Raw genomic sequence first — 25,429 nt, 5'->3', positions numbered from 1 at the left:
CTACAACTACGCCCGTCGTTTGAAGACACTAAGCGGTCTCACGCCATACGAATACATCTGCAAAATCCGGACTTCAGAACCGGATCAATCCATTGTCAATCCCATCCAACAAATGTCGGGACTAAACGCCTAACAGTTGCGTGAGATTTAGGGTCTGGGTCTAAGAAAACTTTGCTCTCTTAGCTGTCTCAATTCAATACTGAAACACGTGGCTTTTTGGCGGAGAGTTAATTGCGATTTAGTGTAGGCATTGCTGTGTCAATTCTGGTGGCTGTGTCTATCGGAGTGTCGACGTTTATTGTTCATTCCCTGTGGTGGACAACAGCGCGCGACAATAGCCGCATGCTTGCAGCAGAAATAAACGGCCAGATCGCGAACACTGTCCGTATCGAGGTTGGCGTGACACTCAGATCGGCCGAAGCCGCCTGGGCGGCCGTTCGCACGATCTTTGTTCAGAACGTCATCGCGACGCGACAGGCCGACAAGCGGGAGTTTGTTTTCCTGTCACAATTGCAGGCGCAGCCGAATATCTCTTGGATGTTCTTCGGCTGGCCTGACGGGAATTTTTTCGCGTCACATCGCCTGGGTGATGGTGGGCTTGAGATGATTGAAATCGATGAGGGAATCCGCGACCGAATGCTGCGGAAAGACCGCTACATCTTCATTCCCGGTGACATACAGTTCGAAGAGCGGACCTTTACCGAAACATCTTATGATCCACGCGAACATGCCTGGTTTAAAAACTTCATGGGCCTGAACTCCTCTGGGTGGATCGAAGCGCGCGACCTTCCGGATAGTGACAGAACCGTTTACGCCTTTGCCGGTCCGATAGACGTCAATAGAGCGCGACAAGGCGTTCTGGCAGTTGCGATCGAAACGGATCGTTTGTCACGGTTTCTTGCCACGCTTGCGCCCGGCGAATTTGGCGCGGCGTTTATCCTGAGCGCAGATGGAAAAGTTATTGCGGTCCCCGATGCCGAAGCGGATGAGGTTACTCCGGCGCGCATGGGCGAAGGCAAACTTTATGAAGTCGCCATGATCTCGGGCGAAAGGCTGTTGGCTGACCCACAAGCAAATGCCTCTGGCACATTGACGAAACGTGTCGTCATTGACGGCGTGCCTTATGCGGTGGCGCTGACGCCCCTGGGGTTTTACGGCTGGCGCGTTGCCACCGTCATACCTGAATCGGCCTTTCTTTCGGGGATCGACGAGACGCTGATCAATCTGATTTACGTTTTGATCATTGTGGTAGTTGTCGCAACCGGATTAGCGATCTGGCTGATCCGCAAAGTCGTGGCAAATCCGTTGGCCCGCATCGCCGAAGACCTTGGTAAGATTGAGCGCTTTGACGTCGAACAAATTGAGCGCAGACCGTCCAAACTGTCTGAGCTAGCCAATCTTTCTGCGGCCACCGCCAGCATGGCGGCTGGTTTGTCAGCATTCCGAAAATACGTACCCACAGATCTCGTGCGCATGCTGCTTGCTGAGGGTATCAAGATACAGCCCGGCGGAGAGATGAAGCAAATCTCTGTTTTATTCTGCGACGTCACGGGTTTCACTGGGCTGTCCGAGAAACTTGGCCCCAAGATTACCCAACTGATGGAGCCTTTCTTTAGCGCGGCCTCCACGGCTATCGCTAAAAATGGTGGGACGATCGACAAATTCATGGGTGATGCGGTGATGGCGTTTTGGGGGGCGCCGCGCAAGGATGTGAATCACGCTGAAAACGCCTGCCGCGCAGCATTGGACCTTGTCGCTGCAGTGGGCGCATCCGGAATTGAAGACGATGACGGCAATCCCTTGCGTGTCAGGATCGGGCTGAACAGCGGCGAGGCTCTGGTCGGAAATATCGGATCAGAGCAGCGGTTGAACTACACCGCGATTGGCGATGTTGTGAATGTTGCCAGCCGGTTGGAAGGAGCCAACAAAGATTATGGCACGCTGATCCTCATTGGGCCGGAAACGAGACAACAGGCTGCCGGCACAATCGAGGTGCGCGAACTGGACACGCTTACCGTATTCGGACGCATTGAAGAGCTGGTGGTCTACGAACTGATAGCGATGGCAGATGGGGGTGACGGGTCATTTGCCTGGATAGAGGCCTATGAACAAGGCCTTGCGCACTACCGGGCAGGGCAGTTTGAAAAAGCTGTTGCCGCATTTGAGGTTGCGGACCGAACACGAAACGGAGATCCAGCGTCAGTCGCCATGATGGCCCGCGCCCAAAGCCTGTTAGACAGGCCTCCACCGGAAGACTGGCGCGGAATTACAAGCACCAAAAAAAAGTAGCAGTCAAATCCGGTCAAGTTAAGGTGTTTACGTCCTGGGTCTTTTCGCGGGCATGATTTCTACTGATTGCACGCATGAAGAGGTGGGCAAGGTTCTGTCCGTGCTTGAGACCCATGGCGTAGACAGCTGGCCTTCGAACATGCATCGGGAAGCCAACCATATCCCAAAGATCGACAAGCCGCCGAACCCGACCTGGAATACCATGTGCGGCCGCCGTCCACCGACAAGTTGGGTGATTCGCTTCACCCTTCCCTGCGACTACTATCTCGGTTTGCAACTTGCGACCAGAAAGCGTGGGCACTTGCCATATTCAGTCGAAAGACATCGAAGCACAGCCTGATATTCGCCTGAGCTACCTGTCGACTGAAAACGTCAAACGCGTTGCAGCAAAATCGGTGCGACAGGCGCGGAATATTATGACGGCGAACGCTCTGAAATCCTATCAGCCTGAAGAAATCTTGCCCGGCCCAGCGATGGAAACAGAGGAAGACCTGGTGAAAGGTGTAGGTGATATCGCTAGGATATTTTCCATCCTGTCGGCACCTGCAAGATGGGCTCGGATGCATCTGCTGTGGTCGGTGCGGAAATCAGGGTGCTTGGACTGTCGGGATTACGGGTGGTTGACGTATCTATCATGCCAAAAATCGTATCCGGCAATAGGGCTTCTCCGGTTGTGATGATTGCAGAGAAAACGGCGGATATGATCCGCGAAGAAACTCACTAATTGACGGATATTGTGGCAATTGGTCCAAGCTTCTGGATTTGTGGCACAAATCGGTCAGGTGTCGTACTTCCCCTTTTTCCTTAGAGGTTTATCCCGCGGGCTCAGCCACAGGTATGCCAAAATCGGTGTTTCGGTTGAGCACGGCAACACGGATCTCGATCTCCGCCACCTGACTGTCGAAGTCCCGCGCCATGGGACTCTGTCCCAACAGTCTCAAGCAATACACATGGTCTTTAGGCGGCACCAGCGGTGATGTATGCTCCATCGTCGCTGGTTGACTTCGAAATCAGATAGCGCAAATGAAAATAGGTAGGTGTCTGGGAAACTAGCGGATCCTCTGGGCAACTTGGTAATCTCCGCGCTGAAGAACAATTTGGTATTGGTGTTGCGACAGGGGAAAGAGCCCTCCACCCTGTCGCGCGCGCGGTCGATTGAACATCTTATTCATTCAGAATTTGATGCTGCCTTTGATGAAGGCGCAGTTGATGCACGTGTTGTCTGAGAAACGACCCTGATAGCCGATCTGAATGGGCTTTTCGCCCTTGGTAAAGAACGTCGCACCCGCCTCAACATCGGCGAATAGGTTGTCGACGTCTGTCGAGTTGGTGAAATTGGGCCCATCGCCAAGGCGGGCTGTCACGGTCGTGTCAGTATTGTTGAAATAGGGCGCCCCGATTTTCCGTATGCACGCAGTGCCAGCGTCTCGCTGTTCTGCCGATCCCGACCAATTTCAAGTGCAGGGCTGAGCGAGAAATAGGTCTTACTGTTGCCGTCTACGGACAGCCCGGTTATTGAATTCTAGGAATCCGTGAAACCGTTACGTTTCACGCGCATCAGGTGCTCACCTAGCATAGGTTGGAGATAGGCTCCTGCATTTCAGTATGTACGGTTGTGGCCGGAAGAGCTCGGTCGCGATTGCCTCTGCGACCGGACACGCGGACTTGTTCCTTGCTTTCAACCCCACGATCGGTTCAAACTGGGTCCTCGCCAATTGATGTTCGGCTGTCCTAAAGATTGATCGGGTCTTTTAAGGGGCTATCGCGCTGATAAAGAACAACAAGATCTCGTCGAATGTTAACACCCACAGACAAATCGAAGACTGAACAGCAAATAGCTTTCGAGATTTTTGTTCAGGCGGAATTTGCCTATCTGGAGCTGTCATCCATCATTGCAGTTTTGCAGACGGCAAATGATGTTCTCAACCGCGATCTTTTTCGGTGGCAGATTTCGTCGGACACGCCCGGTCTGGTGTCCAGCAGTTCAGACCTGATTGTGCGGGCAACGCCTGCCATCTCTGACCAGTATCTGAGCGACTGCCTGTGTGTTGTGGGCGGTCAGTTGGGAGATGTCAGCACATGGCTGCGACGCGTCCGGGCAATGCAAAAACACAAACGACCGGTTGCCTTGTTTTCGGACGCGGCACGCGAATACATCAAGGCGACAGTGCAACAATCCGGGCCGGTCACGGCACATTGGCGCGACATTGGTTTGCTGCGTGAGATAGGGGATTACCCAATGCTTTCTGAAAGTCTTGTTGCCCGAAATGGAACAGTGCTGACTTGCGCCGGGCACGGTCATACCGCCGAGGCGATCATCGGCATTCTGGTCGAGGTTCTTGAGCCTCAAGATAGGGCTGAACTGGCCTGTCAATTGATGCTGAACGACGTTCGGGGCCACGCGCAAGAGCAACCCAAAGGCCTGAGTGCGAACCCGAATTTCCTGGAAAAGCGGCTGCAAAACGCGATCCGTATCATGGAAGAAAACACCGAACACCCGTTGCCAACGGCCAGCCTTGCCCGCCGCGTGGGCGTATCTACCCGGCAGTTAGAGCGTCAGTTCATGCTGCACCTGAGCACGTCGCCCGGAAAATTTTATAGAAAGATCAGGTTGAAAAAAGCGTTTACTCTGGTCTCGAACTCACAAATGCCGATTATTGACATCGCCATAGCCTGCGGTTTTGCGTCAACCTCTACGCTTGCCCAGACATTCAAGGCCGAATACGGCAAAACACCAAAACAACTGCGGCGCACGGAGTGACCATTATACGGCCACTGGAATTCCTGGCAGGTTATGCTGAGGGTCGAAGGGTCTTATCTGCATCGCAAAGGCGGTAGACATTCACTTTCCTTGAACGTCCTTTGACAGTGAATTCGCCACAGTCGATCAGATGAAAAGCCGGGCTGATCAGTCGGGCTGTGGCATCGCTGATCAAAATTCTGGTTTGCTCGTCACTTGGCAGCTCGCCTACCAGGGTTTCGATCCGGGCGCAGGTGTTCACTGTGTCGCCGATCACCGTGTAATTCATCCTGTCGACGGCCCCGATATTGCCGACAATCAGCGGCCCGGTGTGTACCGCGATTTTGACGCCGTACTCGACGCCAGCCTCAGCTAGTGATCGCTTGATTGCCATTGCAGCCCGGCAGGCGCGTTCGGCATGGTCCGTCTGGTCCTGGGGCGCGCCCCAGAACGCCATCGCCGCGTCGCCGATGTATTTGTCGAGCGTTCCGCCCTCGGCTTCTATACAGCGGTTCAGGATTTCGAAATGCCGGTTCAGCATTGCTGCCGTGGCTTGTGGCGTCATGGCCTCGGATGCGGGTGTGAACCCCACGATGTCGGCGAACATGACGGTCAATTCGACTTCGCGCGGCAACACAAGGTTAGGGTCTCCGGTCTTTAGCATTTGCCGTACAAGGGTTCGGGGCAAATAAGTTTGAAACCAGCGCAGCCCGTCGAGCATCTTGTTGAAGGCCACAGCCTGAAGGTTCAGTTCAGAGACCCGAGAGGGGGGCAGGTGGTCGATTTGGTTCAGATTCAGCTCGCTGATTTTGATGGCTTCTTCGGTCGACCTGTGAATGGGTGCCGCCAATCGTCTGGCCAACACAAGCGCCGCAATGACCGAAGCGATCAATAAACCAAGACTGACCAGGGCGGCATCACTCAGCCGGGACCATTGGTTGCTCCAATCGCTCAGTGGAGAATACTGGCCGATCACCCACGGCTCAGATCCGAAGCCGCTGACGATGCTTGTCAAAACCAGGTGTTCTCCGTCCAGCGCCTCGACCACATATCCGACAAATGTTCCATCGTTGCCCTGAAACTCGGGTGGCTGCATCAGCATTTGTGAGATGACCGCGTCATCAAGTGCTGCGACCGAATGTAAGGGGGCGGTTGAGCTTAAAGTGTTTGCAGACAAGTTCAGCAATTTGGGATGGGCCAGAACGCGGTTGTCACCGTACAGAACAAAACCGGTTGCCCCGTATTTCCCGCTTAACTCGTCGACCATGCCCGAGAAATGGTGAACAGTAGAAGAAACGAGCACGGCCCCGAGGAAAATACCGTCTTTATAGGCAGGTACAGTCGCTGAGATATGTGTCCGGCCCTGGTCAAAGAAGGGTTCGTTCCAGAACAAACCATCATAGCCTTTGACATCTTTAAGATACTGAAGCGTGCCTGCAGCCGGAGGCTCGTATGACGTTATTAAACGTGGCCCCTCAACATCGGTGATATGTGTTGAAATGAACAGGCTGCCGTCAGGATACACGATGGCGAGATCGGTCAGATATGGGACCGAAGCCACCACGCCTTTGAAGTAGGCTTTCAGAAAATCGGTGTCGTGCAGATCGACTTCACCCGTGCTTGCGTCTTCTTGTAGGGATTGTGCCAGTTCCTCGATCGGTGTCGTCAGGCTGAAGATATCGTCTTCGATGGATTCGACGATCATCGCGGCAGACGTATTCAACAATTCCGTCGTGTTCTGAAAATTGGCATAAGTCGAAACCAACAGAACTGCGCCAGCCGATATTGCCACCAGTCCGCCAATGGTCAGCGTCAGCAGAGTGGAAATTCGGATTTTCAACCTTGTTTGGCGGTTGCTTTGCGCCTGGGCGCTTTTGTCGATCACGCCAGTGTGCTGCGTATGCTTGTCTTCGTTGACCATCTTTGAACGATATTTAGCTTGGCGACCCGTTACAACGCCTCGTTGACTTCTAAGGCGGGATCACCGCTAGCCAAGATAGGCACGCAGGCTTGGCGGCGGGTTGTCAAAGAGTTCCGCTGTCTGAACGGGGGCATGCACCGTTTCGTCTGCAACAAGTATGGTTTGGTCGGCAATACGGCGTGCATCCTGCGGATCGTGGCTGACCATCAACAGGGTCGTTTGGGTTTCGGCCACCAGATCGGCCACCAAATCCAGCATTTCGGCTTTCAAGGCTGGTCCAAGGGCTGCAAACGGTTCGTCCAAAAGCAACAGTTCGCGCCGCTGTACAAGTACGCGGGCCAGGGCAACCCGGCTTTGCTGTCCTCCGGACAGTTCCGAGGGTTTGCGCGTGCCCATACCATGCAAAGAAACCCGGCCCAGAGCGGACTGAACTTGAGCATCCTCGTCTTCGGACAACCGACCGTTTGGGCGCAGTCCCAGGGTGATGTTTTGTTCAGCCGTCAGATGCGGAAACAGGTTTCCGTCTTGAAACAGCATCGCCATAGGGCGCTTGCCGGGATGCAAGTTGGAAATCTGTTGTCCACTCCAAAAAATCTGACCCTTTTTCAGATCCCGAAATCCAGCGATGGTCTCCAGCAATGTGGACTTGCCCGCCCCGGACGGGCCGACAATGGCAATGCTGTTGCCAACCTCGATCTGGATATCGGCGTTTAGGGTGAAATTCCCGTTTTCAATCACGCAGTCGTCAAGCTTCAGCATGCCAGCGCCCTCCTCGGTCCAATAGCCAGAATGCGCCCATGGACAGCAGCAGCAGCAGTAATGCCCCGCCGGCAGCAGCCTGCATCTGATAGGCACCCATCAAGCGGTAGATTTGCAAGGGCAGGGTCGCGATCTGCGGATCGGCGAATAGTGCGATCACACCCAGATCACCCATTGACAGAGCCGCCCCAAGGCCAGCGGCGAAACCGATCTGTGGACGCATGCGCGGTAGCAAGATGCGCGTGAAAAACGTCCATTTTGTCATATCCAATGAAAGCGCGAGACGTCCGTGCCTGGCGGTTATGTCGCGCGCGGCGGGGACCAGAATGCGTAAAGCAAAGGGCAGGGCCATCGCAGCATTTACCAAAGCAGTGACAGGCAGAGCCAATGTCGTCGGGTTTGCCAAAGGCCGGATTAAGATGAACAGGCCCGTACCGATCACCAGTGGTGATGCCGCCAAACCCAAAATGCCGCTGAGTTCCACAAGCCCGTACCGGCCGCTCGCGACGGCGGTGGCCATAGGCAAAGCAAGCAAAAGCAGGACTGCGGTGCTTGCAGCGGCAACAAGGACCGAGATCAGCGCGGCCCGAAAAACGATTGCGGGCATGTCAAACAACCCGGCAGATCCCGAAATTACGACCGATGCTAAAGGCAGTAGCAAAAAGACGGCCGCTGCGACGATCCAGAATATATCTATCGTCGGCGCACCCCCGTCCCAGCGGCGCAAGGCGCGATCGAGACCTGTTCCAAAACCGTCCCCGCGCGAAAACTTCAGCGCCACTAAAGCGGTCGCAGCTGTCAGGGCAAGTTGCAGGGCGGATAACAAGGCGGCGCGGCCCAGGTCAAAATCGTAGGTGAAGGCCTGATAGATTGCCAGTTCGATCGTTGTGGCCCGTGGCCCTCCGCCCAAGGTCAGGGCGACGGCGAAGCTGGTCAGGCAGATGGCGAAGATTACCGCCAGAACCCCGGGCAGGGTCCGTTTGAGCATGGGCATCTCGATCAGTCGAAACATGGCCCTGCCATTGCAGCCCAGTTGTGCAGCCAGGCGAAACCGTTCGGCAGGAATTTCCTGCCAGGCTTGCAACACAAGGCGTGTGGCCAGGGGCAGGTTGAAAAACACATGCGCCAGCACGACGCCATGCAATCCGTAGATGCGTATGGGCGGCAGGCCGAAAATGCCAAGGAAGTCCGAGATCCATCCCGACCGGCCAAAGACTTGCAGCAGACCCAGAATGGCAACGATGACCGGCAGGATGAAGGGCGCACCCAAAAGCGCAATTAAAGCCCGTCGGCCGGGGAACCTCCGACGTGCCAAAGCCCGCGCAACCGGCACGGCCAACACCACGCTGAACAATGCGGACAGCGTGGCCTGGGTCAGCGTGAAGCGCAGCGCAGCCCAGTCGGCGGGACTGAACCCGCCGCTGGTTTCAGCACGCAGTGCAACCGCCGTAAGAGTGCCCAGGATTAGCGCGGCGACCAGAGCTGCCGCACCGATACCGGGCCATGGGCTTACTGGCTGAGCGCGTTCTGCCATTCTGCCAGGGCCTGATCCCGCACGGCGGCGGCTTCATCGGGGGAGAACAGCAGCGACTTTGCCGGCACTGTCAGGGTGTCGAACCCTTTAGGCAAACCTTCTGCCGGGGTTACGGCCGGGTACATCCAGTTGGTTGTCGGTATAATTTGCTGGAACGCATCCGAGACCATGAACTGCAAAAACTGATCCGCCAATTCGGCCTGATCCGTCGCGGCCAGCTTTGCCGCAACCTCAACTTGCAGATAGTTGCCCTCGTCAAAAGCGGACGCTGCCTTGCTGCCATCGTCCTCGGCAATCAGGTGATAGGCCGGAGATGTCGTGTAACTGAGAACCATGTCCGACTCGCCCTCAAGGAACAGGCCGTACGCTTCGGACCAGCCTTTTGTGACCGTCACGATATTGTCGGAAAGACCAGCCCAGATTTCGGGTGCATCATCACCATACGCCGCTTTAACCCACATCAGCAGACCCAGACCGGGCGTGGACGAGCGAGGGTCCTGGATGATGATTTTGGTGTCGCTGTCCGCCAGCTCCCGGAAGTTCGCAGGCGCGGTCGCATCCGCTTTGTGAACGAAGGCGAAGTAGCCCCAGTCATACGGTGTGAACGTGTCATCGGTCCATTCGATCGGCAGCGCGAAGTCGGCAGAAACGGAATTGGGCGCAAACAGGCCGGTTTCCCGGGCCGCTGCAATCAGGTTGGTATCCAGACCAAGCACGACGTCGGCGTCAGAGTTTTCACCCTCAAGCCGGACACGCGACAAAAGTGCGGCACCATCTTCGACGCCCACGAGGTTCAGCTCGCAGTCGCAGGTTGCCTCAAAGGCTTCTTTGACCTGCGGGCCGGGGCCCCAATCGGATACAAAGCTGTCATAGGTGTAAACGGTTAGCTGAGGCTTGTCGGCGGCGATGGCCGTAGTTGCACTCAGAAGTCCCGCAGCAATTAGCAGATGTTTCATGTCATCCTCCATTGCGGCGAGAGGGCAAGGATGGATGAAACCGAAACCCTTCCCTCCGCCGGTTCTAGCCGGTTCAGGTTCTACGGGTTCGCTTGATAAGCATCTCAGCGCGGCAGGCCGTGCTCCCCGAGGTGAGGCCGTCACTAGGGGGGATTGGCTAGAAAGACAACCAAATTCGGTGCCTCAGCGCGGTGCGTGTCACATGCGGGCAAGTAAACCTGTCCGGAGTCGGACGCCCTTTGAACCTGTAATACGTTTGGTTCAAAGGGCCATAGGTCAGAAGTAACGCAGCCAAATATAGACGTTCGCGATCATCAGGGTGAGGATCATGATCGGGAATGCAATTTTGGCGAAGGCGATGAAGCCGATGGGCTGCTTGGCCTTTTCCGCAAAAGCAGCCACCGTAAGGTTGGCGCTTGCCCCCAACAACGTGCCGTTGCCGCCTAGACAGGCGCCAAGCGCCAGCGACCACCACAGGGGTTCAATCGCGTCTTCGCCACCAAATGTATCTGCGGTGGATTCGATCAGGGGGATCATCGTTGCTACAAACGGGATGTTGTCCAGAATGGCCGACAGGATGCCAGAGGCCCAGAAGATGAAGAACGCGGTCCACATCATGTCGCCTTGGGTCAGCTCCAGCACTTTCTCACCAAAGAACGCCAAGAGGCCAACATGTTCAACACCGGCAACAATGACGAACAGCCCGCCGAAGAAAAAGATTGTGACCCATTCAACTTCACCAAAGATGTGGTGAACCGACTCGGATTGTTCTTCACCGCTTTGGTGGCCATAGGCCAGCAGCATCAACAGGCCCGCACCGGCCAACGCTGACGTACCCGGCTGAATGCCGTAGCTGTGCCCCAGCGTGAACCCCAGCAAAACCAGAGCCAAAACGGCCAGAGACTTGATCATCAAGACAATATCAGTGACCGCTTCGGATTCGTTGAACCCCATAATCCGATCGCTGGCCGATTTCGGAATGCGGGCCAGTTCCTTGCGGTTCATAAGGTAAATAATGCCGGTCAGGACAACCAGACATATGGCCGAGATAGGCGCCAGGTTCACCACGAAATCGTTGAAGCTCAACCCTGCGGCCGAGCCAATGATGATGTTGGGCGGGTCACCGATCAGCGTCGCTGTTCCCCCCACGTTCGAGGCCAGGATCTCGGCGACAAAGAACGGGAACACACGCGTTTCCAGGGCTTCAGTGATCAGCAGCGTAATCGGGGCGATCAGCAATACGGTCGTTACGTTGTCCAGCAGGGCCGAAAACACCGCCGTAATCAGCGTCAGCATGATCAGGATGCCGGTTGGATTGGCTTTCACCGCTTTTGCGGCCTTGATCGCTACGTATTGGAACAATCCGCATTTGCTGGTGATCCCCACGATGACCATCATGCCGATAAGCAGTGCCAGAGTGTTGGCGTCCACACCCGCCACGGCCTGTTCCTGATTGATGATGCCAAACAGGACCATCAGGGACGCGCCCAGCATCGTCAAAATGGCGCGGTTGACCTTTTCTGTGATCAGGACCGCATAAACCAAAATCAGAATTCCGGTCGCGACCCAAAGCGGATCTATGCCCAATAGTTGTGGAACAGAGAGAGCGGCCTCTCCGTGTGACGTCGAATGCGTAGCCAAAGTTTTAGTCCGGTTTGTATAGGGTTAGCTGAGTGCGCGATCCAAAAGCGAGTTGGCGCTTACGGTGCCAACAAAACGGTTGGTTTCGGGCTCAACAAGGATCACGTGCCGTTTGTATTTGTAGATCAGGAAGATACCTTCCATCACTGGCGTGTCGGGTGCAGCAACGGGGATGTTCGAGGGCCTCGACATGTTGTCGCGAACCTTTTCGGTCTTCAGCCGCTCCATCTGTTGTTCGAAATCTTCCCGCGTCAGGTTCATGAAGCTGAGCGAGTCGATCGCGACGCGCGACGCATCATCATTCAGACCGATTGTCGCCGCTTTCGGCAGGATCAGTTTCAGCAGCGTTGGGGCAGTAAAGACGCCAACATAAGTTCCGTCTTCAGCCACGACAGGCAGAAATCGTGCCCGGCTGCCCCTGATGATGTTGAAGGCCGTGGCGATGCTTTCATCCGGCAGAATGGACTTTTGTACCTCAGACGGTACCATCACGTCATAGCAGGTTAGGCCCATGCTTTTCCTCTGACTTCACGCGGCTATCGGGTGAAACGCCATCCAACAGCCACAGGGCACGCCCTTTTTCGGCTTGTTAAAGCGTGTCAGGGCGAATCAAAATTTGTTGATGCGCACTGATTCCATTGCCGGGCGGAATTGACCAGCCCGGTAATGAAATTAAGTTGCTATCCTTCCGTTATTCGCCATGTAGGCCCATAACGGAAGGTTGGTTTCAGCTTGGGTTTGCGTCAGTGGCGTTTTGTGCCTCAGCTTTCGTTTCCGAAATAACCGGGGCTGCCTTCGAGGCGAGGAAAGCCGTAGTCCCTCAAAGGCGCGGGTCAGCTGTAATTCGGTGCGCGTTTTTGCAGTTTGGCCGCAACGCTTTCGGCGAAATCTGGGGATTGTAGCTGCGCGGCAAAAATCTTGATTTCCGCGGCCATGTGTCCGGCCACTTCCTCACGCTGATTGCGGATCAGGGCCTTGGACTGTTTGAGTGCTACCGGGGATGAGGCTGCAATGGCTTTTGCGATCTCCTGGACTTTGCTTATCAACTCACCGTCGGCAAAGACGCGCGCGACCAACCCGTGGTTCAGGGCCTCGGATGCCGTCAGAACCCGCCCGGCCAGCAAGACGTCATTGGCGACTGCCATACCGAGGGACACAGGCAGCAACATCGAAGAACCTGCCTCGGGCACCAGACCCAGTTGGACAAATGGAGCGCTGAATTTAGCGCTGTTCGCGGAATAGACCAGATCGCAGTGCAGCAGCATGGTCAGGCCAACACCAATTGCAGAACCGTTGACTGCGGCGATCAGGGGTTTCGGACAATCCCGGATCGCATTCAGGAACCGAATAATCGGATTTTCAGCGTCACCCGCCGGAAGACCGCCTGTCATAAAGTCTTGCAGGTCATTCCCGGCTGTGAACACATCGCCTTCACCAGTGATGACCAGCGCCCGGGCTTGATCGGTTTGACCGTATTCTTCGATGGCTTCAGCTATCGCGGTATACATGGCAAAAGTGATCGCGTTTTTCTTGTCTGTGCGAGAAATCGTGACTGTGGTGACGCGATCCTGAGTGCTGACGATGATATGTTCGCTCATGGCGTTATTCCTTGGATGTCCGGCGGAATTTGTGCCGCGTCGGCTGTGGGTTTCCTGCATGTGGGCAAGTTCGTATGCGGGCAAATAGCCTGCGTCAACAAATCAGGGTGGTTACCTCACGTCGCCGGGCGAGTGTGCGGAGTGGTCCTGCAGCTCCGGTTATTCTGCACCCGGCGATCATTCAGGTCAGCCCGCTCTGGATTTCCATGCCAAAACGGGCTGCCGGTCAGATCACAGACATTCCGCCAATGTTTTTGCGATGTTCCTGATCATTTGCGGGTACAGCTTAGCCCCGGGTTCAATATCAGAACCTAGTGGATCTATCACACCGGTATTCGCTTCGGTTCCGTCCAAGACAGTGGCGACGATGCCGGGGTTGAATTGCGGCTCTGACAGAACGCAATTGATCCCTTCTTCGCGAATGCGCCCCTGAATCTCAGAAATCCGCGCCGGGCTTGGATCTGACGCGTCACTAAGCGAAATCGCACCCGACGCGGGGAAGTCGAAGGCGTTCTCGAAATACTGATAAGCATCGTGGAAAACGATGAAGTTACTGCCGCGTACAGGTTCCAGAGTTGCACTCACTTCAGCGGCGAGGGCTGCCATCTCTTCGCGGGCAGCCGCCGCGTTTGCGAAATATGCACCCGCATTGTCTGGGTCCGCCGTAGAAAGCTGCGCGGCAATCACGTTCAGCCAGATGTCGGCGTTTTTGGGCGAAAGCCAGGCATGCGGATCATGATCGCCATGCGCGTGGTCATGGTGGTCGTCGTGTTCTGCATGATCCCCGTGATCGTGGTCTTCATCCGCGGCATGCTCTTCGTGGTCATGATTGTCATGGTCTTTGTCGTCGGCATGATCCTCGTGACCATGATCGTCATGGTCTTCCTCTTCAGCGTGATCTTCATCGCCATGATCATGCGCTTCAAACAGCGCGTCCTTGCGGAAATTCAGTAGGACGGTGCCATCCGCTTCGAGCAGGGGGGTGACTGTCGCTCCGTTGGCCAGGTTCTCGACTGCGCCTTCCATCCATGGGGTCAGGTCCTCGCCCATCCAGAATACCAAATCCGCCTTCTGCAGGGCAGCCGCCTCGGAAGGGCGGAGGTTGTATTCATGCGGGGACGCGCCGGCTTGTACGATCAGGTTCGGTGCGCCAACACCTTCCATCACGCGCGCCACCAATGAGTGCACCGGTGCAATATCAACTGCAACATTTGGGACATCGGCCATCGCTGTGCCCCCCATCAACGCAGCCGTGATCGAAACAGGAAGAAGCTTTCTGGACATCAATCCCTCTATGTGATTTTATAACGTTGCGAGTGGTATATATGATATGGAATAACATGACAAGTGAGATGAGACCTGCACCTGCTGAAGACTCCGCCCTTGTCGGATTCCAAAAGCACGACCACGCGCACTGCGTCGAAAGTAGTCTGACCGTTGCCGAGACCCGGTGCAAAGAAGAAGGTCTGCGGCTGACTCCCGTGCGGCGCAAGGTTTTGGAGATGCTGCTGCAGGAACATCGGGCCTTGGGTGCCTATACAATTCTTGATCGATTGCGCGACGAAGGCTTCGGATCGCAGCCACCAGTGGCTTACCGCGCCCTCGATTTTCTTGTCGAGAACGGGTTTGTCCACAAAATCGAACGGTTGAACGCATTTGTCGCCTGCGCGCATCCCGGGGCAACGCATTCCCCGGCCTTCATGATTTGCAGGAAATGTGATGCTGTGGCCGAAACACATTCAACACCCGCGAAGGGAGAGCTGGGTGCAGCCGCGCGGGCAGTGGGCTTCGAGATCGAGCGGACCGTTGTAGAAGCCGAAGGCGTTTGCCCCGACTGCACCGAAAAGGCGTAGAAATGAACCTGATTACCGTAGAAGACCTCAGCGTTAGCTATGGGGCCAATACCGTGTTACGGCACATCAACATGGGGGTCGAACCTGGTGAAATTGTGACCATCGTCGGCCCTAACGGTTCGGGTAAGACAAGCCTGCTGCGCGCCATAATCGGTGCAATCAAACCGTCTGCCGGGCAGGTAAACCGAAAGCTGGGGCTGAGAATTGGCTACGTCCCGCAAAAGCTGCATATCGATCCGACCCTGCCGATCACCGTCGAACGGTTTATGCGGCTGACCCATCGCGCGTCAAAGAAGTATTGCGCGACTGCGCTGGAAACGGCCGGTGTGCCCGATCTGCTCAAGCGCCAGATGTCACAGCTTTCGGGCGGACAATTCCAGCGCGTGCTGCTGGCGCGGGCCTTGATCAACCGACCCGAAATCCTGTTGCTGGATGAGGCCACGCAAGGGTTGGATCAGCCCGGGTCGGCTGCTTTCTATCGCCAGATCGAAGACGTGCGTCAGGAAACAGGGTGCGCTATCATCATGATAAGCCACGAGCTCCACGTGGTGATGAGCGCCTCGGACCGGGTGATCTGCCTGAACGGCCATGTCTGTTGCGAGGGCTCACCTGCGGTTGTGGCCTCGGCCCCCGAATACCGCGCGTTGTTCGGAACCGGAACAGGTGGTGCGCTTGCCCTTTACCGCCATGATCATGATCACAACCACGATCATCATCATGACCATGGAACAGATTCACAGGAAGCCGCAGAATAATGCTTGATGATTTCATGACCCGAGCCACGATGGCCGGTGTAGGCGTGGCCTTTGCTGCGGCGCCGTTGGGGTGTTTTGTGGTGTGGCGCCGTATGGCCTATTTCGGCGATGCCACCGCGCACGCAGCCATTCTTGGCGTGGCCTTGTCGCTAACGTTTCAGATGTCGGTTTTTACAGGTGCGCTGGCCGTCGCCTTGTTGATGGCGCTGACCGTGACGCTGTTGGCAGGTCGTGGGTACGCAATGGATACGTTGCTGGGTGTCATGGCACATTCCGCTCTGGCTTTTGGCCTTGTGGCGGTTTCATTTCTGTCCGGTGTCCGGATTGATTTGATGGCCTATTTGTTTGGCGACATTCTGGCCGTTTCCCGTTCGGATCTGGCCGTCATCTGGGGTGGTGCTGCACTGGTTGTAATTTTGATTGCCTGGCGTTGGTCCCAGCTGTTGACGGCGACGTTGAACGAGGAACTGGCCTATGCCAGCGGGTTCGATCCCAAGCGCGAACAACTGATACTGACGCTTGCACTGGCCGTCACGGTGGCAGTCGCCATCAAAGTTGTGGGTGTTTTGTTGATAGCGGCGATGCTCATCATACCAGCCGCTGCTGCGCGAAATCTGGCGCGGTCACCGGAAACGATGGCTCTGATTGCTGCGGCAATCGGGGCGACGTCTGCTGTGGCAGGGTTGCGGGCGGCTTATGTCTTCGACACGCCGGCCGGGCCCTCGATTGTCTGTGTCGCCGCCATTTTGTTTGCCTGTTTCAGCCTGCTTGGTTGGCAGCGTCATACCAAGTCCTGAAGGCGGTTCAAACATGGAACGAGCAGGATGCCGCGCGAAGCATCCTCAGTGGCTGCTAGTCTTCATTCAAATTCGTCGTCTTCCCTTATTTTACTTGCATCCCTTCGTGGCAGATTTGCCGTGCAAGTCAGCCGCTTGGCTACCGTGCGCGGTGTTGCCTCGACAGGCTGGTCGCATTGTGTCTCCTCCTTTTTCAATGAAAAGACTGCGATATCAATTCGCGAGATCAAACACCTAGACAAATCCCCCTGCGCATAAGAACCTGTGACCAAACAAAAACAGGGAGAAGATTGATGAAACTGATTGCTGGCCCAGCTCTGGCCTTACTTTTCTCGACGACCTCGGTGTTTGCTGCAGGCGATGGGACCTGCGCCAAAGGCAAGACCCTAACAGAAGGCACCCTGACAATCGCAACAGGTAATCCGGCCTACTATCCTTGGGTTATGAATGACGCGCCCGAAAGCGGCGAAGGATTCGAAGCCGCCGTTGCTTATGCAATCGCCGAAAAAATGGGATTCGACCAGAACAATGTCACCTGGGTTCGTACAAGTTTTGACGAGGCGATTCAGCCCGGCGCTAAGAACTTTGACTTCAACATGCAGCAGTACTCGATCACTCCCGAACGGGAAGAAATGGTTGATTTCAGCCTGCCCTATTACACCTCGGCCATGGCGGTTCTGACCACCCAGAACGTTGTCGATTCCGGCGCAGAAGCGACGTTGGACGGCCTCAAGGATTTGAAGTGGGGCGCTGTGGCCACGACGACAGCGATCCCGATGCTGAACGACGTGATCCAACCTTCGAGTGAACCGCTGCTTTACAACGACAATGCTGATGTGAATGCGGCCATCATGGCCGGCCAGATCGATGCCGCAATTTATGACCTTCCTACGGCACTCTATCTGTCGGCTGTCGTGGTCGAAAACGGTGCTTTGCTTGGTCAGTTCCCTGCGGGGCAATCCGAAAGTCCTGATCAGTTCGGCGTTTTGATGGAAGAGGGCAATGCGTTGAAGGACTGCGTCAACACAGCCATCACAGAACTGACCGAAAGCGGCGAGCTTGCCGCGATTGAAACCCAATGGCTGTCCGAGGCTACAGGTGTACCGGTCATCGAATAGATGGAAGAAACGTCATTGCAAAAAGACTCGGTTGAGCGCCCTGCCGCGACGCCCACGCGTCGCGAGGTTTATGAAGCTGAGGTACGGCGTCGCTCAAATCGCATCGCGCTGATTTCAGTGGTCAGCGTGGCTCTTGCCATCGTCGTCCTCGTCCCCCTCGCGCCCGGTTGGGAGGCCGTACAACGCTCGTTTTTTAACGGCCGGGTTTTCGCCGAGACGTTTCCTGGATTGCTCGAAGCCTTTCTGATGAACGTGATGATTTTTGCGTGGTCTGCACCGCTTATCGCGATCACGGGTCTGGTTATCGCGCTGTGTCGGGACACGCGCGCACCAGCACTTTTTCCGCTGCGGCTTTTCGGCATTGCATATACGGACATCTTCCGCGGCCTGCCCGTGGTTCTTGTTATCTACATTATTGGCTTTGGCGTGCCCGGGTTGGGCCTGCCGAGGCCCTGGAACAGCCCCTACATTTGGGGCACGCTGGCGCTGGTTTTGGTCTATTCGGCCTATGTGGCCGAAGTGATCCGCTCGGGCATTGACTCTATCCATCAGTCGCAGCGATCCGCCGCGGCCTCACTGGGGCTAAGTGATCAGGACACCATGCGCTATGTGGTCCTGCCACAGGCCATACGAAACGTCGTTCCTGCCAATATGAACCTGTTCATCGCTTTGCAGAAGGACGTGGCGCTTTTATCCTTTATCGGCCCTGTTGAGATTTTCCGTCAGGCTGGTGTTTACAAATCGCTCTATGCCAATTTTACACCTTACGTGGGCGCAGCGCTTATCTTTCTTGCGCTGACCATACCAGCAACGCGGTATGCGGACTACCTTATGAACAAGCAGAACAGGGCCCGTACATGACAGCGAAGCTATCCTTGCGCGGGGTGCGGAAACGGTTCGATGATCACGAGGTATGCAAGGGCATTGACCTGGATGTGGCTGAGGGCGAAATGGTGTGCCTGATTGGCGCTTCAGGTTCTGGCAAATCCACGCTCTTGCGCTGCATGAACCTGCTTGAACCCATCGATGACGGCGAGATCTGGCTGGACGGGAAAGACATCTCTGAACCGGGACTGGACCCACAGCCGGTGCGTCAACAGATCGGCATTGTGTTCCAGAGCTATAATCTCTTTCCCCACATGACGGCGGCAGAAAACGTGATGCTCGCGCCACGTCGTGTACGAGGACTGAGCAGAGACGACCTGCGCCCGCGGCTGACCCAGCTTTTCACGCGCTTTGGGTTGGGTGACCGGATGGAGCACTATCCAGACCAGCTATCGGGCGGCCAGCAGCAGCGAGTGGCTATCATCCGTGCGCTGGCGATGGAGCCGCAGATCATGCTGTTTGACGAGATTACAAGCGCACTGGATCCCGAGCTGGTAGGCGAGGTTCTGGACGTGCTGAGGGACCTGCGAAAGCAGGGTATGACCATGGTACTAGCCACCCACGAAATGGGTTTTGCACGTGAGCTGGCAGACAAAGTGTGTTTCCTTGATGCCGGACGCATCCTGGAACAGGGCCCGCCCGAGGTGCTCTTTTCCCAACCACACGAACCACGCACCAAGGCGTTCCTGTCGCGCGTGCTGTGACGTCCCGGAGGTCCTGCATTTTTGAAGGGTTACGCTAAGCGTGGTACCGAAAAACGGGCAGGCCGCAGGGCAAAGAACGCGCAGGTTCGGGCGACCGGTCTTTTGCAGCAAGAACTTTGAGCGGTCTTGGGAAAACCGCGCTTGCTATGCCGTGATCACAAGTTGTCGAACAGACGCCCGGGTAACGCTTTGTGACGCGGCAAGTTCAACACCCTAAATAGGCTGAAGACCATCGCTTGATTGGAAGTAACGACGGGTTTGTTCAGCGCGGCCTCAATCCGTTCAATTGCCTCGACCGAGCGCATGTCTGTGCAGCTTAGGACGATTGCCTGCGCATTTGGGTGATCGGCCCTGCACGCCAGGTCGAACACGTCGTCCGGGGTCAGTTCACCTTGCCCATAATTGCCAAGCTCGCGGCCGACATCGGCACATTTGACGGTTTCAATACCGTTAAGGGCCATGAAATCCATCGCTTGGGCATTGATCTCTCCCAAATAGGGCGATGAAAAGCCGACCTTTGTTGCGCCGACTGCTTTGATCCCAGCGATCAACGCCCCCGCAGCGGTCAGCGAAACTGCACCCGAGCCTGCCTTGATCTGCTGGGCCAACTCTGCATCAAAAGACGGTCCGTGGGTCAGCGTCGCCGAGGTGCAGCCATACAACACCACATTGGGGCGTATGCCCGAGATCATCCGCAGGTCGTGAGTGATATCCGATGCGCCCAACCCCGCCATCTGATCCGAACCGGGGATTTCATCCACGTCATATCCGCCCATGCGTTGAAAATGGACTGTAGTGTTGGGCGGCCTCAACAACTCCATATCCGGTTCGAGGTTGGTGTTGGTGAAGGGTACCAGAACACCGATTTTGGCTGCGGTTCGTGTTTCGGTCACTTCAGTGCTCCCTTCAGGGCGGTCAGGCACCGATCCATGACCGGTGTCTCGCAGATTGTAGCGCGCAAGCAGTCGGTTAAGCCGTACCCTCCCATGCCGCGCATTAGTAGGTCGTCCGCCCGCAGCGCCGCGTCTGCCCGTTGCGCATCCTGCGTTGAGGCAAAGCGCAATAGCACAAAGTTTGTGTGGCTTTGAGGAACGATTAGGCCCAACGAACGACATTCCACGGCAAATCGTTCACGGATTTCATTCGTGCGGGCAACCACATTTTGCATATGCGCCTGATCGCGGATCGCGGCAGTTGCCGCCGCCTGTGAAGCGATGGAAATATTGTTTGGGTTAAGCAATTTGCGCAGTTCAGCCGCAATCTCGGGCGGGAAGTACCCCCATCCTGCGCGCGCTCCCGCCAAGCCATAGGCCTTGGAAAAGGTGCGCTTGATCACGGTGTCCCCTCGATCGGTCAGCGCGAAGAAGTCGGCCGGATCATGCATGTGATCGGAAAACTCGGCATAAGCCTGATCGACGACCAGCAGAACATCGGTGGGCAGCCCTTCTCGTAGACGAATGATTTCGGAAATCGAAATCAGGGTGCCGGTCGGATTGCCAGGGTTGCAGACAAAGACGATCCGCGTTTCAGGTGTCACCGCAGCGATGATATCGTCGACGGATACGGTCAGATCCACTTCACGCGCCTTGACGTAATCGGCCTGAACCTGAGCGACGGCTGAGGCGACAAACGCATATCCGTAATCCGTGCCGAGGACCCGATCACCGCGCCCGGCATAGGCGCGGATCAAACAGCCGATCAGCTCCATCGAGCCCGCTCCGCACAGCACCCGTGCCGGATCGAGCCCATGCACATCTGCGATTGCTGTGCGCAGTTCCGACCATTCCGGATCAGGATACAATTGCAGATCGGCCATTGCGTCCCGCCCCGCCTTGATGGCTGCGGGGCTTGCGGGAAAGGCGCTTTCGTTCTGGGCCAACGAGATGGTGTTTTCACCGCCAAGGTCGGCCAGCGCATAGGCCGCCATGGCACTTATGTGGGGAACCGGGCGGATCATGATGCGCCCCCGTAGGATTTTGCGCCTTCTGCGCTGATCAGACCGCGCGTGATGTCTAGGGAGATTGCCTGCGGGTCTCGCTCGGCCGGGTCGCCAAAACCACCGCCCCCAGGGGTTTCAAAGATCAGGAAATCGTCCGGTTCAACGCGCAGCTCTCCTTTGCCCGGGATATCATTTTCGCCACCTAAGAAACGAATGCGCCCGGGTGCACCGGGTTTTCCACCCATGCGTCCCAGGGCGGGGAATTTGAGGCGCTCAACCGACAGGAAAACGAGGAAGGGTGCGCCATTGGCCGAGGTCATCTCGATCCGTTGACCGAGACCACCACGATACTTGCCTGCACCTCCTGAATCCTGGCGTAGTTCGCGCTTCCAGATTGTGACCGGGGCCACGCTTTCCGTGATCTCGACCTGAGATCCGAACACGCCCGAAGGGTAGGCTGTTGCAGACAAGCCGTCCGCATGTGGCCGGGCACCGGTCCCGCCATTATGCACAGGTTCAACCGCGAATTCCCGACCTCCATCACGCGCGACTTCGGGTGCGTGCCGCATCGGCAGATCGAACATGCAGGACGCGCCCTCGGCGGGGACCTGATCTGGCAGGGCCTGATGCAGGCATCCAAGCACCAGATCCGGTGTTACCTGTCCTAGCGTGTGCCGCATTGCTACGGGGGCGGGGCGTTGTGCATTGAGGATGCAGCCTTTTGGGCCGTCCACTGTAAACGGTTCCAGTGATCCGGCGTTGTTGGGGATGTCAGACCCGACGATGCAGCGCAGGGCGAAGACGGTATAGGCGGTCGCATAGTTCAGCGGCACATTGATACCCTTGCTCGAACAGCCCGACGTTCCCGTGAAATCCACATGCATGCCCGTTTTGCTGACCGTCAAGGTCGCGTGCAGTTCCAGTTCTTTTTCATAACCGTCCATCCTCAGAAGGTTTCTATAGGTGCCTGCGGGCACTTCAGCGATGGCTTCAAGCGTGCCGCGGCGCGAGGTGTCGATGATGTAGCTGCCCAGTTGATCCAGATCGTCGAATCCGAACTCATCCATCATATCGAGCAGGCGGTTCACGCCCGCTTCGCAGCAAGCGACCAGTGCATATATGTCGCCCTCATTAGCAATAGGCTCGCGGCTGTTGGCGCGGACAATGTCCAAAAGCAAGGCGTTCGGGACGCCTTGTTCGACCAGTTTGCAGGGTGGGATCAGCAGGCCCTCATCATAGATGTCTGACCCTTCGGGGCCCATTCCAAGGCCGCCCAGATCCACAAGATGCGAAGTGCATGAAGTAAAGCCGACGACTTTGCCGTTTTTGAATGCGGGCATCATCAGCAAAAAGTCGTTGAGGTGTCCCGAAGCCAGCCAAGGATCATTGGTCATGTAGATATCACCGGGCCTCATGTTCTGAACCGGGAAATGACCGCGCAGATGCATCACGGCTTCGGCCATCGTGTTGATGTGTCCGGGCGTTCCGGTAACTGCCTGTGCCAGCATCCGACCCCCGGCGTCAAAAATCCCGGCAGAGATGTCGCCGCATTCGCGCACAATGGGTGAGAATGCGGCGCGGATCAGGGTTTGGCCTTGTTCTTCGACCACCGCAAGCAAGCGGTTCCACATGACTTGCAGGCGGGCGGGGGACTGATCGGCAGTCATCATACACCTCCTTTCTGATCTTGGATAAGGATGAGGTTTCCAATGGCATCCAAATACGCCGAGAAGTCTGATGAGACCAAAGTCGTCGTCTGCCGTTCCGTGATCAGCGCAGGGCCGCAAACCCGGTCGCCCGGGCTCAGGCTGTCGCGTGACACAAAACCAGCCTGCTTTATCTGACCATCTATATCGCAGGAGATGGGGCGGGTCTGGGCTGGTGTGATCGTTGTCAGAGACGGTGTTTCCGGCAAATCTGGAACATCCGCATCTGGGGTTGCGACGCGGACAGCCCAGTTCAGGATCTCGATTTGCATTCCCGGCACGGGACGCGAGAATTGTTTACCGTATTCCGCCTCGAACGCATCAGTCAGCGGCTCTATGTCTTCGAAAGTTAAATTGCGATCGGGCAGAGCAATCTCGATCTCGTGGCCCTGACCGTTGTAGCGCATGAAGGCCGTGCGTTGCGTTTCGGTGGGTGCATCACCTGCGCCTTGGGCAACCACACGGCTTGCCTCGTCGATCATGTCGGAAAACAGGGTGTTGACCCGTTCCAGATCCAGGGATTCCAGTAGAGAGTAGCGTGATCTGGCTATCTCAAAACTTACCGGAGCAAAAAGAAAGCCGACCGCGGACCCGACGCCTGGATTGGGCGGGATCACGATGCGACGGACCCCTGCGGATCGGGCCACCCGGCTTGCATGCAGGGGGCCGTTGCCGCCGAAAGCAATCATTGTGCGCGAACCGAGGTCCTTGCCCGACTCCACCGCATGCATTCGACCCGCACTGGCCATGCTTTCATCGACGATGCGACTGACTCCGTCCGCCGCCGCAGTGCCGTTCGTGTCCAGACGCGCGGCGATGACCCGGTTCAGCGCAGCTTCAGATGCTTCGGGGTCGATCTTGATAAACCCTTCGGCAAATGTGTCCGGCACGATATAGCCCAGAGTGATGTCGCTGTCAGTCACGGTTGGCTCGGTGCCGCCCCGCCCAAAGGCCGCCGGACCGGGTTCTGATCCGGCCGATTTTGGACCCACTGTCAACCGACCTAGACGGTCAACCCCGGCGATTGAGCCGCCGCCCGCGCCAATCTCGATCATTTCGACCACAGGGATACGTACAGGCATGCCCGACCCCTTGATGAACCGCGCGGCCCGCGCGATTTCGAATTGGCGCGAGGTTTGAGGCCTTGTATTGTCAATCAGGCAAAGCTTCGCAGTCGTCCCGCCCATGTCGAAAGATAAAACCTCGTCAATCCCAGCCCGCGCTGCGATCCGTGCGGCCAAAATTGCTCCGCCCGCCGGGCCGCTTTCGACCAGCCGGATCGGAAAGCGTGAGGCCGTCTGAACGGTGCACATTCCGCCACTGGCCGTCATCATCAGGATCGGACAGGTCACGCCTTCTGTCTGGAACCGTGAGGCAAAGCGCGCCAGATAGCTTTCCATTAGTGGCTGGATGTAGGCATTGGCGACCGTGGTACAAAGCCGGTCGAACTCGCGCGCCTCGGGGCTGACATCAGAGGAAATTGAAACTGTCAGGCTGGAGCGTTTTTCCGCGAGAATTTCGCGCAACCTGCGTTCGTGCGACGGGTTGGCGTAGGCATGCATCAAACAGATTGCGACCGCTTCTGCACCGGTGGCATCCAGTTCGGCCAACAGCGCGTCTATCGAACTGGCGTCCAGCGGGATCAGCACATTCCCATCGGCAGCCATTCTTTCGCGAATGGTCAGCGCCCGTTCGCGTGGGACCAGCAGGTCCGGCTTTTCCAGGTTGATGTCATATTGCGCATATCGCCGCTCATACGCGATTTCCAGAATGTCGCGAAACCCTTCGGTCGTAACAGTTGCCACAACAGCGCCTCGACGTTCGATCAATGCATTAGTCGCCAGCGTCGTTCCGTGGATGAAACCTGTCACCTCATTCAACGACCGGCTCGATTCCGCCATGACACGTTTTGCGCCTTCCATCGCGCCATCTGCAGGATTTTGGTGCGTCGTGAGCGTCTTGGTCGAAGCCAAAATGGTCTCATCGTCCGAGACGAGCACCGTATCGGTAAAGGTGCCGCCGATATCAATGGCCAGGCGTAAGGTCTGAGATGTCATGAGGGTGTCCGAATTGTCCGTTGTCTGGGCAGATGGCAATGGGCGCAGAGCGCCAGCCATCATACACTCACGACGAGGTCACAACCGGTTGCGCGGCGATCCAGAGGGTTTGGACTAGAGAGCGTTGTCATATACGCAGTTTGACACGCCCAAGACGTGTCGCAAGTTGGTTTGCGA

At 56.5% G+C, this 25,429-nt stretch carries 22 protein-coding genes, 3 pseudogenes and 1 riboswitch; of the genes and pseudogenes, 11 read left to right on the top strand and 14 right to left on the bottom strand.

Annotated elements, in window-relative coordinates:
* From DK510_RS23215 to DK510_RS23595, 4 genes and pseudogenes are all read left to right on the top strand, one after another.
* Positions 1-133 (top strand): annotated as a pseudogene (locus tag DK510_RS23215) (IS481 family transposase); the annotation flags it as partial.
* Between the two features lie 98 nt (positions 134-231).
* On the top strand, positions 232-2,289 hold the full coding sequence (locus DK510_RS05085) for an adenylate/guanylate cyclase domain-containing protein (RefSeq protein ID WP_234998904.1): 2,058 nt from the start codon (positions 232-234) through the stop codon (positions 2,287-2,289).
* Between the two features lie 293 nt (positions 2,290-2,582).
* Positions 2,583-2,723: pseudogene (locus DK510_RS23600) on the top strand (hypothetical protein); the annotation flags it as partial.
* Between the two features lie 116 nt (positions 2,724-2,839).
* The gene (locus DK510_RS23595; RefSeq protein WP_370246190.1) at positions 2,840-3,013 is read left to right on the top strand and encodes a GMC oxidoreductase; all 174 of its coding nucleotides are present in this window, start codon (positions 2,840-2,842) and stop codon (positions 3,011-3,013) included.
* An 88-nt stretch (positions 3,014-3,101) separates the two neighbouring features.
* Here the strand turns inward: DK510_RS23595 and DK510_RS23210 are convergent.
* Together DK510_RS23210 and DK510_RS05075 are read right to left on the bottom strand one after the other, a co-directional pair.
* Positions 3,102-3,283 (bottom strand): annotated as a pseudogene (locus DK510_RS23210) (IS5/IS1182 family transposase); the annotation flags it as partial.
* 178 nt (positions 3,284-3,461) lie between these two features.
* Complete coding sequence (locus DK510_RS05075; protein WP_109311177.1) at positions 3,462-3,653, bottom strand: hypothetical protein; 192 nt, start codon at positions 3,651-3,653, stop codon at positions 3,462-3,464.
* 431 nt (positions 3,654-4,084) lie between these two features.
* On the opposite strand from DK510_RS05075, the gene DK510_RS05070 reads away from it, so the two are divergent.
* Positions 4,085-5,050, top strand: a complete 966-nt coding sequence (locus DK510_RS05070) for a GlxA family transcriptional regulator (RefSeq protein WP_109311176.1) — start codon at positions 4,085-4,087, stop codon at positions 5,048-5,050.
* Positions 5,051-5,081: 31 nt separating this feature from the next.
* Here DK510_RS05070 and DK510_RS05065 read toward each other — a convergent pair whose 3' ends face one another.
* The 8 genes from DK510_RS05065 to DK510_RS05030 form a co-directional block, all read right to left on the bottom strand.
* Complete coding sequence (locus tag DK510_RS05065; protein ID WP_160116448.1) at positions 5,082-6,914, bottom strand: adenylate/guanylate cyclase domain-containing protein; 1,833 nt, start codon at positions 6,912-6,914, stop codon at positions 5,082-5,084.
* 102 nt (positions 6,915-7,016) lie between these two features.
* The gene (locus tag DK510_RS05060) at positions 7,017-7,709 is read right to left on the bottom strand and encodes an ATP-binding cassette domain-containing protein (RefSeq protein WP_109311174.1); all 693 of its coding nucleotides are present in this window, start codon (positions 7,707-7,709) and stop codon (positions 7,017-7,019) included.
* Positions 7,696-9,243 (bottom strand): thiamine/thiamine pyrophosphate ABC transporter permease ThiP, encoded by a 1,548-nt coding sequence (locus DK510_RS05055; protein ID WP_109311173.1) that lies wholly within the window; start codon positions 9,241-9,243, stop codon positions 7,696-7,698. The genes DK510_RS05060 and DK510_RS05055 overlap by 14 nt, the downstream gene beginning before the upstream one ends.
* Positions 9,219-10,199: a thiamine ABC transporter substrate binding subunit gene (thiB, locus tag DK510_RS05050; protein WP_109311172.1), complete on the bottom strand. Its 981-nt coding sequence runs from the start codon at positions 10,197-10,199 to the stop codon at positions 9,219-9,221. The genes DK510_RS05055 and thiB overlap by 25 nt, the downstream gene beginning before the upstream one ends.
* A 33-nt stretch (positions 10,200-10,232) precedes the next feature.
* Positions 10,233-10,338, bottom strand: a riboswitch (TPP riboswitch).
* A gap of 137 nt (positions 10,339-10,475) precedes the next feature.
* Positions 10,476-11,840, bottom strand: a complete 1,365-nt coding sequence (locus DK510_RS05045; RefSeq protein WP_109311171.1) for an ArsB/NhaD family transporter — start codon at positions 11,838-11,840, stop codon at positions 10,476-10,478.
* Between the two features lie 24 nt (positions 11,841-11,864).
* The gene (locus DK510_RS05040; RefSeq protein WP_109311170.1) at positions 11,865-12,353 is read right to left on the bottom strand and encodes an HPP family protein; all 489 of its coding nucleotides are present in this window, start codon (positions 12,351-12,353) and stop codon (positions 11,865-11,867) included.
* Positions 12,354-12,673: 320 nt separating this feature from the next.
* Positions 12,674-13,438 carry an enoyl-CoA hydratase gene (locus DK510_RS05035; protein ID WP_109311169.1) on the bottom strand — a complete coding sequence of 255 codons (765 nt, stop codon included), beginning with the start codon at positions 13,436-13,438 and terminating at the stop codon, positions 12,674-12,676.
* A 231-nt stretch (positions 13,439-13,669) separates the two neighbouring features.
* Positions 13,670-14,722 carry a zinc ABC transporter substrate-binding protein gene (locus tag DK510_RS05030; RefSeq protein WP_109311168.1) on the bottom strand — a complete coding sequence of 351 codons (1,053 nt, stop codon included), beginning with the start codon at positions 14,720-14,722 and terminating at the stop codon, positions 13,670-13,672.
* A gap of 56 nt (positions 14,723-14,778) precedes the next feature.
* Between DK510_RS05030 and DK510_RS05025 the strand changes: the two genes are divergently transcribed.
* From DK510_RS05025 to DK510_RS05000, 6 genes are all read left to right on the top strand, one after another.
* The gene (locus DK510_RS05025) at positions 14,779-15,291 is read left to right on the top strand and encodes a Fur family transcriptional regulator (RefSeq protein WP_108859557.1); all 513 of its coding nucleotides are present in this window, start codon (positions 14,779-14,781) and stop codon (positions 15,289-15,291) included.
* A gap of 2 nt (positions 15,292-15,293) precedes the next feature.
* Complete coding sequence (locus tag DK510_RS05020; RefSeq protein WP_109311167.1) at positions 15,294-16,046, top strand: metal ABC transporter ATP-binding protein; 753 nt, start codon at positions 15,294-15,296, stop codon at positions 16,044-16,046.
* Positions 16,046-16,843, top strand: a complete 798-nt coding sequence (locus DK510_RS05015; protein ID WP_109311166.1) for an iron chelate uptake ABC transporter family permease subunit — start codon at positions 16,046-16,048, stop codon at positions 16,841-16,843. The genes DK510_RS05020 and DK510_RS05015 overlap by 1 nt, the downstream gene beginning before the upstream one ends.
* 293 nt (positions 16,844-17,136) lie before the next feature.
* Positions 17,137-17,961, top strand: a complete 825-nt coding sequence (locus tag DK510_RS05010; protein ID WP_370246189.1) for an ABC transporter substrate-binding protein — start codon at positions 17,137-17,139, stop codon at positions 17,959-17,961.
* The gene (locus tag DK510_RS05005) at positions 17,962-18,822 is read left to right on the top strand and encodes an amino acid ABC transporter permease (protein ID WP_109311164.1); all 861 of its coding nucleotides are present in this window, start codon (positions 17,962-17,964) and stop codon (positions 18,820-18,822) included.
* Complete coding sequence (locus DK510_RS05000) at positions 18,819-19,550, top strand: amino acid ABC transporter ATP-binding protein (RefSeq protein ID WP_109311163.1); 732 nt, start codon at positions 18,819-18,821, stop codon at positions 19,548-19,550. Before DK510_RS05005 ends, DK510_RS05000 begins: the two co-directional genes overlap by 4 nt.
* A gap of 155 nt (positions 19,551-19,705) precedes the next feature.
* On the opposite strand, the gene DK510_RS04995 is transcribed toward DK510_RS05000, so the two are convergent.
* From DK510_RS04995 to DK510_RS04980, 4 genes are read right to left on the bottom strand one after another with little or no spacing between them, the layout of a single operon-like run.
* A complete protein-coding gene (locus tag DK510_RS04995; RefSeq protein WP_109311162.1) occupies positions 19,706-20,443 on the bottom strand; it encodes an Asp/Glu racemase in 738 nt (245 codons plus the stop codon).
* The gene (locus DK510_RS04990; protein WP_109311161.1) at positions 20,440-21,507 is read right to left on the bottom strand and encodes a histidinol-phosphate transaminase; all 1,068 of its coding nucleotides are present in this window, start codon (positions 21,505-21,507) and stop codon (positions 20,440-20,442) included. Before DK510_RS04990 ends, DK510_RS04995 begins: the two co-directional genes overlap by 4 nt.
* Positions 21,504-23,156, bottom strand: a complete 1,653-nt coding sequence (locus DK510_RS04985) for a hydantoinase B/oxoprolinase family protein (RefSeq protein ID WP_109311202.1) — start codon at positions 23,154-23,156, stop codon at positions 21,504-21,506. Before DK510_RS04985 ends, DK510_RS04990 begins: the two co-directional genes overlap by 4 nt.
* Positions 23,156-25,252 (bottom strand): hydantoinase/oxoprolinase family protein, encoded by a 2,097-nt coding sequence (locus tag DK510_RS04980; RefSeq protein ID WP_109311201.1) that lies wholly within the window; start codon positions 25,250-25,252, stop codon positions 23,156-23,158. Before DK510_RS04980 ends, DK510_RS04985 begins: the two co-directional genes overlap by 1 nt.
* Positions 25,253-25,429 lie beyond the last annotated feature (177 nt).

Origin of the sequence: Ruegeria sp. AU67 (assembly GCF_900312795.1) — a bacterium.
GTDB lineage: Bacteria > Pseudomonadota > Alphaproteobacteria > Rhodobacterales > Rhodobacteraceae > Ruegeria > Ruegeria atlantica.
Note: the sequence above shows the minus strand (reverse complement) of the source record. Positions and strands in the feature narration are given on the sequence as shown.

Excerpts from the sequence above, each read along its gene's own strand:
- DK510_RS05010 (WP_370246189.1), top strand. The coding sequence starts at position 17,137 with ATGAAACTGATTGCTGGCCCAGCTCTGGCCTTACTTTTCTCGACGACC.
- DK510_RS04990 (WP_109311161.1), bottom strand. The coding sequence starts at position 21,507 with ATGATCCGCCCGGTTCCCCACATAAGTGCCATGGCGGCCTATGCGCTG.
- thiB (WP_109311172.1), bottom strand. The coding sequence starts at position 10,199 with ATGAAACATCTGCTAATTGCTGCGGGACTTCTGAGTGCAACTACGGCC.
- DK510_RS04980 (WP_109311201.1), bottom strand. The coding sequence starts at position 25,252 with ATGACATCTCAGACCTTACGCCTGGCCATTGATATCGGCGGCACCTTT.
- DK510_RS05000 (WP_109311163.1), top strand. The coding sequence starts at position 18,819 with ATGACAGCGAAGCTATCCTTGCGCGGGGTGCGGAAACGGTTCGATGAT.
- DK510_RS05040 (WP_109311170.1), bottom strand. The coding sequence starts at position 12,353 with ATGGGCCTAACCTGCTATGACGTGATGGTACCGTCTGAGGTACAAAAG.
- DK510_RS05055 (WP_109311173.1), bottom strand. The coding sequence starts at position 9,243 with ATGGCAGAACGCGCTCAGCCAGTAAGCCCATGGCCCGGTATCGGTGCG.
- DK510_RS05070 (WP_109311176.1), top strand. The coding sequence starts at position 4,085 with ATGTTAACACCCACAGACAAATCGAAGACTGAACAGCAAATAGCTTTC.
- DK510_RS05030 (WP_109311168.1), bottom strand. The coding sequence starts at position 14,722 with ATGTCCAGAAAGCTTCTTCCTGTTTCGATCACGGCTGCGTTGATGGGG.
- DK510_RS23595 (WP_370246190.1), top strand. The coding sequence starts at position 2,840 with ATGGGCTCGGATGCATCTGCTGTGGTCGGTGCGGAAATCAGGGTGCTT.
- DK510_RS05020 (WP_109311167.1), top strand. The coding sequence starts at position 15,294 with ATGAACCTGATTACCGTAGAAGACCTCAGCGTTAGCTATGGGGCCAAT.
- DK510_RS05025 (WP_108859557.1), top strand. The coding sequence starts at position 14,779 with ATGACAAGTGAGATGAGACCTGCACCTGCTGAAGACTCCGCCCTTGTC.
- DK510_RS05035 (WP_109311169.1), bottom strand. The coding sequence starts at position 13,438 with ATGAGCGAACATATCATCGTCAGCACTCAGGATCGCGTCACCACAGTC.
- DK510_RS05005 (WP_109311164.1), top strand. The coding sequence starts at position 17,962 with ATGGAAGAAACGTCATTGCAAAAAGACTCGGTTGAGCGCCCTGCCGCG.
- DK510_RS05015 (WP_109311166.1), top strand. The coding sequence starts at position 16,046 with ATGCTTGATGATTTCATGACCCGAGCCACGATGGCCGGTGTAGGCGTG.
- DK510_RS05060 (WP_109311174.1), bottom strand. The coding sequence starts at position 7,709 with ATGCTGAAGCTTGACGACTGCGTGATTGAAAACGGGAATTTCACCCTA.
- DK510_RS04985 (WP_109311202.1), bottom strand. The coding sequence starts at position 23,156 with ATGACTGCCGATCAGTCCCCCGCCCGCCTGCAAGTCATGTGGAACCGC.